At 38.1% G+C, this 16211-nt stretch carries 10 protein-coding genes and 2 other RNA genes; all 12 read right to left on the bottom strand.

Annotated features, from left to right (window positions below):
* Positions 1 to 2: 2 nt before the first annotated feature.
* The 12 genes from polA to dut all read right to left on the bottom strand — a co-directional run bounded on the left by polA (position 3) and on the right by dut (position 16165).
* On the bottom strand, positions 3 to 2609 hold the full coding sequence (gene polA / locus Q7O90_RS01460; RefSeq protein ID WP_304126575.1) for a DNA polymerase I: 2607 nt from the start codon (positions 2607 to 2609) through the stop codon (positions 3 to 5).
* 30 nt (positions 2610 to 2639) lie between these two features.
* Positions 2640 to 3974, bottom strand: a complete 1335-nt coding sequence (locus tag Q7O90_RS01465) for a P1 family peptidase (protein ID WP_304126578.1) — start codon at positions 3972 to 3974, stop codon at positions 2640 to 2642.
* A 153-nt stretch (positions 3975 to 4127) separates the two neighbouring features.
* A non-coding RNA gene (gene ssrS / locus Q7O90_RS01470) (6S RNA) lies at positions 4128 to 4319 on the bottom strand.
* Positions 4320 to 4404: 85 nt separating this feature from the next.
* Positions 4405 to 5130, bottom strand: a complete 726-nt coding sequence (locus Q7O90_RS01475; RefSeq protein ID WP_304126581.1) for a YebC/PmpR family DNA-binding transcriptional regulator — start codon at positions 5128 to 5130, stop codon at positions 4405 to 4407.
* Between the two features lie 61 nt (positions 5131 to 5191).
* Entirely contained in the window at positions 5192 to 9505 is a 4314-nt protein-coding gene (locus Q7O90_RS01480) for a 2-hydroxyacyl-CoA dehydratase (RefSeq protein WP_304126584.1), read from the bottom strand.
* A gap of 57 nt (positions 9506 to 9562) precedes the next feature.
* An RNA gene (gene rnpB / locus Q7O90_RS01485) (RNase P RNA component class A) lies at positions 9563 to 9909 on the bottom strand.
* A gap of 57 nt (positions 9910 to 9966) precedes the next feature.
* Entirely contained in the window at positions 9967 to 11031 is a 1065-nt protein-coding gene (locus Q7O90_RS01490; RefSeq protein ID WP_304126587.1) for a YkvI family membrane protein, read from the bottom strand.
* An 8-nt stretch (positions 11032 to 11039) separates the two neighbouring features.
* Positions 11040 to 11768 carry a tRNA (adenine(22)-N(1))-methyltransferase gene (locus Q7O90_RS01495; protein ID WP_304126589.1) on the bottom strand — a complete coding sequence of 243 codons (729 nt, stop codon included), beginning with the start codon at positions 11766 to 11768 and terminating at the stop codon, positions 11040 to 11042.
* A gap of 2 nt (positions 11769 to 11770) precedes the next feature.
* Positions 11771 to 12925 carry an RNA polymerase sigma factor RpoD gene (gene rpoD / locus Q7O90_RS01500; RefSeq protein WP_304126591.1) on the bottom strand — a complete coding sequence of 385 codons (1155 nt, stop codon included), beginning with the start codon at positions 12923 to 12925 and terminating at the stop codon, positions 11771 to 11773.
* Positions 12926 to 12928: 3 nt separating this feature from the next.
* Entirely contained in the window at positions 12929 to 14686 is a 1758-nt protein-coding gene (gene dnaG, locus Q7O90_RS01505; RefSeq protein WP_304126593.1) for a DNA primase, read from the bottom strand.
* A 24-nt stretch (positions 14687 to 14710) separates the two neighbouring features.
* Positions 14711 to 15730 (bottom strand): deoxyguanosinetriphosphate triphosphohydrolase, encoded by a 1020-nt coding sequence (locus tag Q7O90_RS01510; protein ID WP_304126596.1) that lies wholly within the window; start codon positions 15728 to 15730, stop codon positions 14711 to 14713.
* A complete protein-coding gene (dut, locus tag Q7O90_RS01515) occupies positions 15731 to 16165 on the bottom strand; it encodes a dUTP diphosphatase (RefSeq protein ID WP_304126599.1) in 435 nt (144 codons plus the stop codon).
* Positions 16166 to 16211 lie beyond the last annotated feature (46 nt).

Below are 16211 nucleotides of genomic sequence, written 5' to 3' on the forward strand. Positions count from 1 at the left end.
CCCTATTTTAAATCATACCAAGTGCTACCAGTATGCATATCACACACCAGCTTAACCTTAAGTTCAAAGGCATTTTCCATATTACGTCTTAACAATTCTTTGACTATTTCGAGCTCGTCATTAACCGCTTCAATAATTAATTCATCGTGAATTTGAAGAACCAGTTTTGATTTTAAGTTTCTATCCTTAAGCTCGAGATATACACTGTTCATTGCCAATTTGATTATGTCAGCCGCACTTCCTTGAATAGGTGTATTCATTGCCAATCTATTTGCGAACTGACGATCCATATATTTACGTGAAGCAAATTCAGGAATCTGCCTAATGCGACCCATTATTGTCTTTACAGCGTAGTCACGCTCACCTATTTTAATCTGTTCATCAAGATAAGCTTTGACAGACTTATGCTTTAAAAAGTAATCATCAATATAACGCTGAGCTTCAGCTCTAGAAATCATGAGCTCTTCACTTAACCCGAATCCGCTCATTCCATAAATAACACCGAAATTTACCGCCTTTGCTCTAGATCTGTCAAGCGGTGTAACTTGATCTAGTGGTACATTAAATACCCTTGAAGCAGTTATGCGGTGAATATCTTCGTTGTTGTTAAAAGCATTTATCAGAGATTCATCGCCACTCAGCGCCGCTAATATTCTCAGTTCAATCTGTGAATAATCAGCACCTATGAATGTGTGATTTTCGTCACTGGTCACGAAAGCTTTTCTAATATAACGACCATATTCATCACGGATTGGAATATTTTGTAGATTAGGTTCAGTGCAGCTGATACGACCTGTAGCTGCAACAGTTTGGTTAAAATGCGGATGAATTCTGCCATCGTCAGCTATAAGAGCAATAAGGCCTTCTATGTATGTGCTTTTTAGCTTAGTGGCCTTTCTATACTCCAGAATATCATTAACGATAGGCTGATCGTCTCTCAGCTTCTCTAAAACATCTACCGATGTAGAGTATCCAGTCTTCTTTTTACTACGACCAGGATAAGGAATTCCCATATCTTCAAATAATACCATACCCAGTTGTTTAGGCGATTTAATATTGAATGACTGTCCTGCTTTTTCATAAATTGAATTTTCCAAATCAGTTATTTTTGCATCGAGCTCTATTCCAACAGATTCTAGCACAGACCTATTTACCTTCATGCCAATAGATTCCATAGCTGCCATAGTTTCAATAAGTGGAAGTTCACATTCTTCATATACCGTGGTGAGCCCATTCTCATCTATTCCTTTTTTCTGACCTTCATATACTTTTAATATATATAACAAATGAACGGAGTCATCAGTTGATTCATCAAAGGTAAAATCAGTATACTTAACGAGCATTTTATCTAAGGAATATCTGCTTCTATTCGGATCTAAAAGATATTCTGCGACAAATGTATCATGTTTTATTCGTAAACCATTTATATTATATTTAAGCAACGTATATATAAATGGTTTGATGTCATAGCAGATATACTCATATCCTCTACTTATAAGCGTTTCAATAGCCGAAGAAACGTTAAGCGGTGATAGTTCAATTTTAGTAATAATCTTCTCTTCAGCCGACAAGAGCGAAACACTATCAAGCATAGGCATGCTCGAGTGGTTATTATCTCCTTTAAACGTTATAACGACATCACTTCCTGAACTTACTCTATTATAGAATTTTGAAGGATCTACAGGCTTATATTCAGAATATTCATCATATATATTAGCACCTGATTTCTTAAATTCTGTTACTGCTTCATGTTCAGATGAATCTAATTTTTTTATCAGACTATTAAATTCAAGACTTCTATATATGCTCAGGAGTTCATCATAGTTAGGCTTAACAAATTTTAAATCATCAAATTCGTAATCAAGTGGCACATCGCGTCTAATGGTAGCAAGCGACTTTGAAAGCGTTGCCATTTCTTTATTAGCCCTAACATTTTCACCAAGCTTACCTTTAATCTTATCAGCGTTCTCTAGAACACCTTCAACTGAACCGTATTCCTTAAGAAGAGCGATTCCTTTCTTTTCACCAATTCCAGGAACACCAGGAATATTATCGGATTTGTCTCCCATTAGACCTTTTAGATCAATAAACTGCTTTGGAGTCAACGAATATCGATCTATCATCGCAGCTTCATCATATATATCAAATTCGGTCATACCCTTCCTGTTGATTACGACCTTAGTATTCTTATCAATTAGCTGAAGTTCATCTTTGTCACCCGTAATTATGATGGACTCTATACCTCTTCTCGAAGCTTCAGTTGTAATCGTACCTATCAAGTCATCTGCTTCGTATGTTTCCTTTTCAAATACAGAAATATTCATAGCATCTAGTACATCATGCATGAGAGGAATCTGTGACAGAAGTTCAATCGGTGTCTGCTGTCTCCCTGCTTTATATTCCTCATATTGTTTATGTCTAAACGTCTTAGCCTTCATGTCAAAACAAACAGCAATGTAGTCAGGCGTATAATCACCTAAGATTTTATTAAGCATATTGATAAAGGCGTACACACCATGTGTGTACACCCCTTCTTTTGTCATCATTGGTCTCATAGCAAAGTAAGCCCTAAAAAGCAAACTATTGCCGTCGATAATTACAAGTCTCACGAACGATTACCTCTCATTATTTAATCAAGTTTATTTGCCGATGATTGAACGCGATGCCTTAAGTCCATAAGCATCAGTTGCCGCAAGCGCACCATCAATTACACTATACTGAAGAATATCTGTTGCAAGTGCTGCAAAAGCATCGAAATTAACTTCTACTTGATTTGTTGTCATTACAAATATTGCATCACCGTCAAGAGTCCCGTGAACTGGTTTTATAGCCCGCGCAAAACCATCGTGCAAAATTGAAGCTAGCTTATTAGCTTGAGTTTTAGTTAGTTTGGCATTAGTGATTAAGCACGATAACGTCGTGTTAAAAGGAACATCGTATCCCATCTCTTCAACGGGGATTGGTTCATGATCAGGTTCACCCTGTACACTGTCTTCTTTGAACAACGTGTCATGGTGTTCAGCATTACTCTCAAGCTCTGCACGAAGTTCTTCGATTTTAGACTCGATTTCATCAATCTCTGACCTACTGTCTTCTTTATTAGCTTCAATTTCTTCGCTAACAGCTTCATAATCTGAAGTTTTGGCAGTTTGTATATCTGCTGAATATTGTTGATCAGTTATATCATGTTTAATAGATAATTCGTCAATTTCTGTGTTAACGTCTCCATCATCATCTACTTCGTTTGTAACAACTATTTCATCATTTTTAAATGGGTCACGAATGTCTGGTGCTTCCGGTCCGCCTTCTCCATGCACATGATTCTTCATCACTGAAATAGAGCCTTTAATGTATTCCTTATCTTTACTTAAAAGTCCTGCAATTATATTATTATTGCCGTTATAAACATCTCCAAAGGCATTGACAGCAGTTATTGCACCGACTTCAAGAACATCATCAGAGCAAGCAAAAGTTCCAAGTGCGGATTTCATCGCTCTATCCATACCATAGAATTTGCCTACAGATGCACCTGTTCCAGCGCCATGATTTCCGTGATCAAAAATTCCTTCATATGCATTTATGCACGCCTGTGCCCCCATATTTAAATCAGGCCTGACATCGCCCGAGCCAACATCTAAGTCATAAAGAGAAGCTTGAGTAACTATAGGAACATTGCGTTCCCCTACCTTGAAGCCAATCCCTTTTTCTTCGAGGTATTTCATTACTCCCGACCCTGCCTCAAGACCAAAAGCGCTTCCACCGCTCAAAACCACTGCGTTAACAGCCTGAACAGTATTTTCTGATTTTAGAAGGTCCGTCTCGCGAGTGGCAGGACCACCGCCCCTTACATCAACTCCAGCTACAGCACCATTCTCAGATATAATGACGGTACAACCAGTGCCTGCACTTTGATTTTCAGCATTGCCTAGTTTAAAGCCATTAATATCCCTTACGTCAATTCTCTTAAAGCCCATTCTCTGATACCTTTCGCTTATATTCTTACCTTCATACACGACAAAACAACATGAACGATTTAATTTATATCAATTCAATATATTATAGCATGTAACGGGCTTTAATTAAACAAAATTAAAGCCTCATCATACGATGAGGCTCGTCTTTTTTAGAAAAGATCCGAAATACCGTCATGCTCTTAATTGACGCCCTATCGATTGATAAGGTGGGTACTTCCTGTCGCTATTCAGTAATTTCTAAGTCTCTGGTATACCAGCTTAGCATATCGCCTATAAGCGAACTCGGAATCCCGTGCAAGAAGTGTAGGTTCAATTAATGACACACAACGCATATCCCAGAACTTATAATTTGATTATATTATCATAAAATTTAAATTCAATACTTGAAATAAAAAACGAATAGTGATTTAACCACTATCCGTTTAAGATTTTATTCCATATCAGGCAGGTCACAGTTATAAGAAACTCTCTGCACATCATCATTATCATCAAGTGTATCGATTAGCTTATGAAGAGCCTTTATCGCAGACTCATCATCAACCTTTGATTCCATTGATGGTATAAACTCTACTTCGGATTCAGCAATTTCATATCCTGCTGCCTTGAGTGCCTCAAGGACTGAATGATAATCAGTAGCTTCTGTTCTTACTTCGAAGTTATCCTGATTAACAATCATATCCTCAGCTCCTGCTTCAAGTGCTTCCATCATAACTGTATCCTCGTCAAGACTGTCAGTCTTCTCGATGAATATAACACCTTTTCTAGAAAACATATAAGATACGCATCCTGGAGTGCCGAGATTTCCACCATTTTTATCAAATGTCGATCTTACAAATGCAGCTGTTCTATTTTTATTATCAGTTAGAGCTTCAACAATCACAGCGACACCAGATGGACCGTAACCTTCAAATAACAGTTCCTCATACGATTCGCCTGCTAACTCACCAGTACCTTTCTTGATAGCTCTATTAATATTATCATTAGGCATGCCTATAGCTTTTGCCTTATCTATTGCAACTCTAAGTGATGAGTTAAACTCAGGGTCGCCACCATCCTTTGCTGCGACAATAATCTGTCTTGTATACTTCGTGAACATCGCTGCTCTTCTTGCATCCTGTGCAGATTTTCTACCTGCAATCGTACCATGTCTACCCACAGGTGGACCTCCTTCTATTCATTTTACTATTAAATTTGCCGTAATATGATAGCATATCAAACTACTTCTTTTCAAGATTTTTGAAAGCCGTAGACATCATCATCTTGATTCTATTTAACTGATTTACATGGCTTGCACCAGGGTCATAGTCTATAGCTACGATATTTGCATCCTCATCGTAGCTTCGAAGAACTTTAATCATGCCCTTACCTGTGACATGATTAGGTAGACACGCAAACGGCTGTAGGCAAAGAATATTTTTTACCCCAGAATTTATTAAATCTACCATCTCTCCCGTTAGGAGCCAGCCTTCTCCACACTGATTACCAACAGAAAGAATGTTTTCAGCATTAAGTGCAGTCTCTTCTATATAGTGATCCGGTTCAAACCTTTCACTAGCTCTACAAGTTTTTCTTACATACTCTCTATAGTGCTCAATAGCCTTTAAAGCTGCACTATTAAAAATCATCTCTTTACGAGAACCAGAAAGGTTCTTGAAGTTAAACTGCTTATTGAGCATGCCATATTCAAAGAAATCAATAAAGCTAGGTACCACTGCTTCTCCGCCCTCTTCTTCGATAATCTCAACGAGGTTATTATTAGCATTTGGATGATACTTAACTAGTATCTCTCCTACGACACCAACTCTTGGTTTTTTAACATCTTCATAAATTGGCAGAGTGTCATACTCCTTAACAATCATTTTTATGTTCTTCTTAAAGGTACTTGCCTTACAGTTTAAAACATTCTCAACTATTCTATCATGCCAATTGTGCATAATTTTCTCTGCACTGCCTTTAACCTTTTCATATGGTCTTGTACGATATAAGCATTTCATTATTAAATCGCCATAGTTAACGGCAAACACAAGGCTTAAACCCATTTTAGGAGTTATTTTAAAGCCTGGATTTTTTTCAAGCCCTGCTGTATTAAAGGAAATTACAGGAACCTGCTCCATTCCAAGATCCTTGAGAGCCTTACGTAGAAGTGCAACATAGTTACTAGCTCTGCAACCACCACCAGTCTGTGACATGAACACACCAACTTTATTTAGATCATATTTTCCAGATTTTAAAGCAGAAATAATCTGTCCTAATGTGACTATAGTTGGGTAGCAAGCATCATTGTTGATATACCTTAAACCTTCTTCTTCTGAGTTTTTAGTTGCTTCAGGTAGCAGTTCTGCCTTGTATCCGGCTGCTCGTAAAATTGGTGTGAAATACTGGAAATGAAGCGGAGACATCTGAGGGACGAGAAGCGTATATTCTTCTCTCATCTCCGGCGTAAATATTACCCTCTTATATGGTTCATTTATACCCTCTGAATGGGTTCCAGCCTTATCTCTTTCATCAAGTGCAGCCTTTAATGATCTGATTCTAATCTTGGCCGCACCTAAATTTGACCCTTCATCGATCTTAAGCACGGTATGAAGTTTGTTGTTCTGACCTAGTAGCTCATCAACTTCATCTGTAGTAACGGCATCTAGTCCACAGCCAAACGAGTTGAGCTGAACAAGTTCAATATCATCTCTCTTTCCTGCAAAAACAGCTGCTTTATAGAGCCTAGAATGGTATGTCCACTGATCAAGCACTCTGACATTACGAGCAATATCAATCTTATTCGAAACGGAATCTTCTGTGAGGACAACCATATCCTGCTGATTGATCACGTTGTTAATTCCGTGATTAATTTCAGGATCCAGGTGATAAGGTCTGCCTGAAAGAATAATACCCTTCTTATTATTCTCCTCCATAAACTTAAGAGCATCATCGCCGAGTTTATTCATATCAGCCTTAAATTCTTGGTAAGCTTTTCTACCAGCTCTGATAGCCTCTCTAAGTTCGGAGCGAGACAGATTTAATCCGAACAAGCTATATATTCTCGTATCATTTTCAAAACGATTTATCGAATCAGTGCGATTTGCTCTATCGACGTCAATCTTTCTCTTTCCAGAGAAGAATTTATAGAGCTCTTCAACCATTCTATCGTCGTTATCATATGGCAGGAATGGGTGATAAAACTCCACATTATTTTCATAGAATAAGTCTGCCATATTCTTATCTATAACCTCGGGATATGTGGCTACTATTGGGCAATTATAATGGTTTGCAGCAGTCTTATCCTCAATAACCTCAAAGTTAACACATGGATAAAAAATCCTCTTTACACCTTTATTAACTAGCCATTTGATGTGACCGTGTGTGATTTTTGCAGGGTAACACGCAGTATCTGACGAGATACTATCCATACCAGATTCATACAGTTTTTTAGAGCTCTGAGGGCTTAATACGATACTAAATCCTAATGTTGTAAAGAAACTATGCCAGAATGGGTAATCTTCGTACATATTAAGTACACGAGGAATACCTATTATTCCGCGCTTTGCTTCTTCTTGTTTTAAATTTCTTCTACCGAATAAAAGCTTTAGTTTCTCTTTGTATAAATCAGGATTGTTATGCGGCTCAACTGTCTCGCCAGCCCCCTTTTCACATCTATTTCCTGATACATACTTATTGCCGTCAGAGAATGTTGAAATCGTCAGAAGACAGTGGTTACCACATTTCTGACATCTATCATTACTAGTTTCAACTGAAAATCCGTCTAGTTCATTCCTAGTTAGGACGCTCGACTTTTCACCATCCGCATATTCATTTGATCCTATAATAGCTGCACCATAGGCACCCATGAGTCCCGAAGCATCTGGTCTTACTACATCCTTGCCTAACACAAGCTCAATGCTTCTTAAAACTGCCTCATTTAAGAACGTGCCACCCTGCACTACAACCTTGTCACCTGTCTCACTAGGATTTCTGAGCTTCATAACTTTGTATAGTGCATTTTTAATAACTGAATAAGACAGTCCAGCTGAAATATCTGCAACTGTAGCCCCTTCTTTCTGTGCCTGCTTAACTTTTGAATTCATGAATACAGTGCATCTAGTACCGAGGTCTACTGGCATCTTTGATTCAAGTGCATCCTCAGCAAACTCCTCAACACTTGTGTTTACAGATTTAGCAAAGGTCTCGATAAATGATCCGCATCCAGCTGAGCAAGCCTCATTAAGCATAATGTTATTGATGGCGCCGTCTTTAATCTTCATGCATTTCATATCCTGTCCACCGATATCGAGGATAAATGTAACGCCTGGAAGAAATTCTTCAGCTGCTTTATAGTGAGCCATAGTCTCAATCTCACCACCATCAAGCCTATAGGCCGCTTTTATCAAACCTTCTCCGTAGCCAGTAACAACAGATCTCCCGATAAAAGCACTTTCGGGCATCTTATCGTAAATCTCTCTCATGATGTTACGAACAACGTTAAGCGGATCACCTTCATTGCTTTGATAGTACTCGAAAACGAGCTCCTTATCCTTATTGATAAGCGCCGCTTTAGTTGTTGTTGATCCAGCATCGATTCCAAGGAACAAAGGACCAGATTGTTCTGATATATCAGCTCTTCTTACTTTAGCTTTGGCATGTCGAGCTCTAAAATCTGCAAGTTCTTCTTTATTTCTAAATAATGGATCGAGATAAACCGTTCCACCAGCGGAAGCGGGATCTGCTTTTTTCACTAAGTCAATTAACTTACTGAGTTCTACCTGCTTGGTTTCTTTTTCAGCAAGAATGGCTGCTCCAATGGCAACGAAGTATTTTGCATTTTCAGGAAAAATAACCTCATCCTCGCTAAGTCCAAGAGTCTCAACAAATCTTTTTCTAAGTTCAGATAAATACTGAAGAGGACCGCCAAGAAATGCAACATGTCCTCTAATCGGATGACCACATGCTAGTCCGCTGATCATCTGGTTTACAACTGCCTGAAAAATTGAGGCTGCGATATCCGAGGTTTTTGCACCATCATTTATAAGCGGCTGAATATCAGTTTTTGCAAATACTCCGCACCTTGATGCAATCGGATAAATCATCGTATGCTCTTTCGCAGCTTCATTGAGGCCCTGTGCGTCAGTATGAAGAAGAACGGCCATCTGGTCAATAAATGCACCGGTTCCACCTGCACATGCACCATTCATTCTCTGCTCAATAGTTGACTCGAAGAAAGTAATCTTAGCATCTTCTCCACCAAGCTCAATAGCTACGTCTGTCTTAGGAATTATTGTTTCGATGGCTTTGCTACATGCAATTACTTCCTGTTCAAATTTTATTCCCAAAATCTGTGCTAATGCCATACCACCTGAACCGGTGATAACTGCATTAACTTCAATATCGCAAAGCTCCTTCGTCATATCAGTAATAAGCTCAGCAACTTTGTCGAAAACATTCGACATATGACGTTCATATCTAGAATACACAATACTATTTGAATCATCTAAAACGATAAGTTTTACCGTCGTAGATCCAACATCAATACCTAATCTCATATGGTCACCTAAACCTCGATAGAGATATCGAGGTCCTTTCACTCATATCCCTAAATTAAAATGGGCAAACTATAAGCCGGGTTCTGTATACGATGATCATCCATCTAGAACAGCTATCGCTAGCTGCTTCAAGCGACTTACCTACCGGCTGCGACGGGCCGCCGCATTTTATGCCTATCTTAGTCTTGCTCCGGATGGGGTTTACACGGCCACCATGTCTCCATGATACCGGTGAGCTCTTACCTCACCATTTCAACCTTACCACGGCATTATCCGTTTCGGCGGAATGTTTCTGTTGCACTTTCCCTATAGTTACCTACGCCAGACGTTATCTGGCATCCTCGCCCTATGGAGCCCGGACTTTCCTCGTGATTGTTACATCACGCGATCATCCAGTTTACCCATTTCAGGATATAATGATACCACAAATACATTGTGCAAAATATATATTGGATACATTTTTATCCACAATTAAATTTTTTTAATTTATTAATAATTATTTTAATAAAGTTTAATGCCACTAAAATTAAAATGATACACCCAATATATCCTTGTGTTGGATACAATATCGCTACTATTTTTTTAAAATCCGTTAATCCAGCAATAAAAGCAATTATCGCTCCAATTGAAAGGATTGTTTTCTTCATAGGTGTATTATTTATTGTGATACTGAAGCCATAATAAGTACTAGTTGCAGTCTGATATATAGCACCCATTAAAACAAACGCATAAAGAAGTCCGAACTTTGTGTTAATAGCTTCTGACCATCCAACCATTGGAAGGCTTAAATTACTTGAAAATCCAGGATTTATAAGCAGAACAGTTAGAAGCATCAATGTAATAACAGTTAATAGAATTACTCCCAATATTGCTCCACTAATCGCATGCTTGGTACTCCTAGCAGAAACTGCACATGATCCAGCGACAGTCATCATACCCATACAGTTATATGAGAGAAAAAGCATCGATGATCTTTGCCATGAAATACATGAGCTATGACTTATCAATAAATTACTTTCACTCACTCTGTTCTGTGTAAGCAGTACTATTATTATTGCTAAAATACAAATGCTAAATAAAACTGGTACAAACTTTTTGAAAATGCTCGACATACGAGAGAAGCTTCCCAAAACGGTGTGTAGTGTTAGAGCAGTGATAATAGCACCTCCGACCCATTGGGGTAATCCCAAAATCTGATTTAAAAGCGAGCCACCTGCTGAAGCCATAGCGATTAACATTGAATAATATATAATTGCAAGGATATTCTCAATGAGTTTATAAATTAATTTTGACTCAACAGGTGATATAAGCGCACCTAATTGAATTGTATGTGTGGAAATAGCTATGTAGCTTATCATCACAGATACAACTAGGAAACCTATACCTGTTATCAGAATCCCCTTGTATCCGTTATAGCCAAATATACCAAAGAACTGCCAGCATTCTCTTCCTGAAGCGAAACCAGCACCCATTATTACGCCTATGTACATCGTCGCTACAGTAAAGAAATTTAATTTTTTATCCATTTATTCTCTTATTCTCCTAATAATGTGTACAGATAATTAAGCTCCTTTTTAAGCATAGCTATTCTATCACTTTGGTCGTGTTTAGCGCGTCTAAGGTTTTCAATTTCCCTTTTGTGATTCTCTATAGCATGACCAAGTCTTTTACTAACCACTGATGCATCATTGTTTATAATGCCTTCTGGATATCGCCATCTTATATCAGTATCTTTATAAGGCAGCTCCCTTTCGGAGCTTGAACCATTTTCTCTGTTAATATTTGATGTTCTAACAGCTACAATAACTTCACATGAAAATTTACCCTCTTTTACGAGCTTGTTATCGGTGATATCGAACCCATATCTATATAAGAAACTTCTTAATGGACCACTATTGTTTCGAGGCTGTAAAATTAGTTTTTTAAAGCTCTGCAATTTATCGATATCATTCGAAAGAATATCTACAATAGTTACTCCGCCAAGTCCAGCAATGATAAGGGCATCGACTTCCCCTTTTTCGATTACATCAATCCCATCACCCACTCTAAATGATGATTCAGGCATATCAATTTCGGCATCGGTAAAATTTTTTTTGGCTTTTGATAGAGAGTCAGCACTAATATCGCACATAATCACATGTGGAGAAACATTATTTTTATATAGAATTAATGGGACATAGGCATGATCTGTGCCTATGTCCGCAATTGTCTCTCCAGATGTGACAGCAGCGCATATTGCTTTTATTCTGTCACTAATCTTCATATTTACTCCAGATAATCTCTCAGCTTCTTACTTCTACTAGGATGACGAAGCTTTCTAAGCGCTTTAGCCTCAATCTGTCTAATTCGTTCTCTCGTAACGTTAAACTCTTTACCAACTTCTTCTAGGGTGCGTGGTCTTCCATCTTCAAGACCAAATCTTAACATTAAAACTTTCTTTTCTCTATCTGATAGCGTGTCAAGAACTTCCATCAGCTGTTCCTTAAGCATTGAATATGCAGCTGCTTCTACTGGTGCTGGTACATCATCGTCGGGAATAAAATCGCCAAGGTGGCTATCTTCTTCTTCACCAATCGGTGTCTCAAGAGAAACTGGATCCTGAGAAATTTTCTTTATTTCCCTAACCTTTTCTACCGTTATACCCATCTCTTTAGCGATTTCTTCAGAAGTAGGTTCACGCCCAAGCTCTTGAAGTAACTGTCTAGATATTCTGATTAACTTATTGATGGTTTCAACCATATGAACAGGAATTCTAATCGTCCTAGCCTGATCGGCAATCGACCGAGTAATTGCTTGTCTTATCCACCAAGTAGCATAGGTCGAGAATTTATATCCTTTCGTATAGTCAAATTTATCAACAGCTTTAATCAAACCGAGATTACCTTCTTGAATAAGATCGAGAAAGCTGAGTCCTCTGTTTAGATATCTTTTAGCAATACTTACGACAAGTCTTAGGTTTGATTCACACAGCTTCTTCTTAGCTTCCTCGTCGCCTTGTTCCATGCGGATTGCAAGTTCGCGCTCTTCTGCTCCTGTAAGAAGAGGCACTTTACCAATCTCCTTGAGATACATTCTGACTGCATCATCAGTAGGTAGCGATTTAGGAACAGTTGCATCTACATCAATTTCACCATTTGTCTTAAGAACTAGTCCATCATCAACATCTACGTCATCTTCCTCAACATCTTCAAGTTCGTTGCCGTTAGGTTCCCTTGTATCAACTATACTAATCCCATTTTTTTCCACCAAGTCGTAGACTTCATCTATCTGATCTTTATTTAGTTTTATTCTCGATAGATGTTCTCCAATCTCAGCTAGAGTTATTTCATTGCCGATGTTTTCAGAGAGTCTCATAATCTCTTCCACAGCCTGTTCAACGCGCTCATTAGCTGGTGCTTCGGTTGCTTCTTTCTTTGGCATATTTTACCTAACCTTTCTCCTCTTCTCTTCAATATCTTGTAACTGCATAGCAAGACGCGAGATTTCTTCTTCATTACCCAGCTTCTCAGCGACAGCAATCGCATTTTGTAGCTCTATTATTTTTTCTCCGTAATGCATCTGCGCATATTTAACATAACATTCTCTGTAGTACGAACTTTCATCCGCACCAATTCTTATCGATGATAATATCTTTTTAAGAGCCTTTTCGTCCTCAGGATCTAGCTCTTTATATATGTCGTCAATATTAATTTCAGACACTCTGTTCTGCAAAATTAGTTTATTTGCAACATCATAAAACTCTCTGCCAAGAGCAGTTCTGAACTCTATATCATCTTCTCTAAAAGTATCGATATATCGCACATCCCTCGTTAAAATATAGAGAATGGAAACTTCAAGCCTTTCATCATTTCCAAAGCTATCAGTCTTGAATTCTTTCCTTTCACGCAAATTCTTTTGGTAAGAAGTACTTTGTCTGCTTTCATCTGAAGCTATCTCTGTTAGTATAGCATGCTCAGATATATCAAATTCTGAGGCAAGCTTCTTAACATATAAATCCTGTTCAACAGCACCTAGCTTTTTTAATACTGGAACACAGCTCCTTATATACTCTATAATCTCAAGGTTGTCGCTAAGATTGAAATTTTTCTTCAACATCTCTAGCACGAACTCTGTAGATGGAGCGGCACTGTTAACGAGCTTCAAAAAATCCTCTTTTCCATATTTCTTTACAAATTCATCAGGATCTTTTCCATCAGTTACGTGTAAAATCCTTACGTTTGCATTTGAACTTCGCATTACATCGATTCCTCGAAGAGCTGCTTTTATACCAGCCGAATCAGAATCATATGATAACACAACATTCTTAGTATACCTAGTAATAAGCTGACATTGGTTCTCTGTCAGAGCTGTGCCGAGCGAAGCAGCAACATTTCGAATTCCAGCTTGATATAAGGATATTGCATCCATATATCCTTCAACGATAAGAACTTGATCTGTATCATTTATACTTTTCTTAGTAAAGTTTAAAGCATAAAGATTATTTTTTTTAAGAAAAATTTCACTCTCAGAGGAGTTTAGATACTTAGGCATCTCATCGCCGATAGCTCTACCTCCAAAACCTATTACTTTTCCTTGGGTGTTAAAAATTGGGAACATAAGTCTTCCTCGGAATTTATCATAAATACCTTTTTTCCCTTGTGTTACCAATCCTAACTTAAGCATATCTTCATCTGATACGCCCTTATCTTGTAGAAATTTATGCAGGCTGTTCCAAGAATTTTGGGAATATCCGAGTCCAAAACGTTTAATTGTCTCATCGCTAATGCCTCTTTTGCGAATATATGTATATCCGGGATTAGCATGTTTCGTGAGGTTATCAAAGAAAAATCTTGCAGCTATAGAGTTAATCTCATAATATCGAGATAAATCTTCTTTCCTTCGTGTTCCGTGCTTTGGGATCTCAATATTATATTCTTCAGCTAGCTTTTCACACGCCTCCATGAACTCCATATTATTAAACCGCTGCACAAAATGGATTACATCACCTTTTTCACCGCACCCAAAACAATTAAAAATCTGCTTTTGCTCATTTACCATAAATGATGGTGTCTTTTCATTGTGAAATGGACAAAGCCCTTTAAAATTGCTACCACTTTGTTTTAGAGGAACTTCACGACCAATGACATCCACAATATTAACTTTTGACTTTATCTCATCGATAAAGCTACTGCCAATCGCCATGTTTTCTCCTTTTAAGCAAATTGCTTACTTAAATTCCGTCCATCCACGAGGAACAAACAAATCGGAATAGAGTGATATCGCATATCTATCTGTCATTCCTGAGACATAATCTTTTACTGCTGTAGCATTTCCATCCTCTAAGGCTACCTCCCTGTATAGTTCAGGTAGCTTCTCTGGATGTTTAATGAAATAGTTGTAAAGTGCAGTAATAACCACTTCAACTTTATTCATATCTTCTTCACGTTTAACGAGCTCACTACAATATACGTGTTCAAACATATACTTTCGTAAATGGAGAAGAGCTCTATTAAAATCAGGACTTAAGCTGATTTTGTCTTTTCCGTCACTAAATGTCACAAGATCAGCGATTAGGTTGTTTATCCTTTCGCTATGAGAATGCCCAAGTACATCGAGATCTTCAGTAGGAAGTGCGTCGATTGTTATTACATTGCTTCTTATTGCATCATCTATATCATGATTAATGTAAGCGATACGATCGCTTATCTTTACTATCTGACCCTCAAGTGTTATAGGAATACCTTCCCCCCTATGATTGAGAATTCCGTCTCTTACTTCCTTTGTAAGGTTAAGCCCCACTCTTTTTGATGTGCATTCAATACGCTCTACTATTCTCAGGCTCTGTTCATTATGTCTGAATCCACCGATATGAATCCTGTTTAGAACATCTTCTCCATTATGTCCAAATGGTGTATGTCCAAGATCATGCCCTAGAGCAATTGCTTCCGTTAAATCTTCGTTATAATTGAGAGTTTTTGCAATTGTACGAGCAACTTGAGCAACTTCGAGGGTGTGTGTAAGCCTGGTTCTATAATGGTCACCTTCTGGTGCAAGAAATACCTGTGTTTTATGCATTAGCCTACGAAATGCTTTTGAATGGATAATTCTATCTCTGTCACGCTGATAGTCGGTTCGAAAAGAACACTTATCTTCGTTTACATCGCGACCCAAAGAGTCCTTTGACTTTGAAGCTCGCTCATCAAGGAAATTAAACTCTCTCATTTCAAGGTCATCACGTAAAATCATCTATCCTTTCACCCCTGTATGTCCAAAACCGCCTTCTCCGCGATCAGTCTCATCTAAATCGGATACCATTATCGGCGCTACTCTCTCATAAGAAGCAATTACGAGCTGCGCAATGCGATCACCATTATTTATCGTAAAGGATTCATTTCCAAAATTAATCACAGGGATCTTAAGTTCTCCTCGGTAATCGGAATCAATAGTGCCAATACTATTAACTAGACCTATTCCGTGTTTAATAGCTAGTCCCGACCTTGCTCTAACTTGTCCTTCATAACCTTCTGGAATTTGAACAAATAATCCTGTCGGAATAAGTCTCCTCTCCATAGGTTTTAAAATTACAGGCTCATCTATAAAAGCTCGCAGATCCATGCCTGATGCTCCGTCCGTTGCATAAGTAGGAAGTGAACCACTGAGTGATTTGAATTTTAATTCCATTTATAATGTATCCTTTCTAAAAAATGATAATAAACTACGACATTTA

The sequence above is a fragment of the Mogibacterium diversum genome (genome assembly GCF_938028775.1).
Classification (GTDB): domain Bacteria; phylum Bacillota; class Clostridia; order Peptostreptococcales; family Anaerovoracaceae; genus Mogibacterium; species Mogibacterium diversum_A.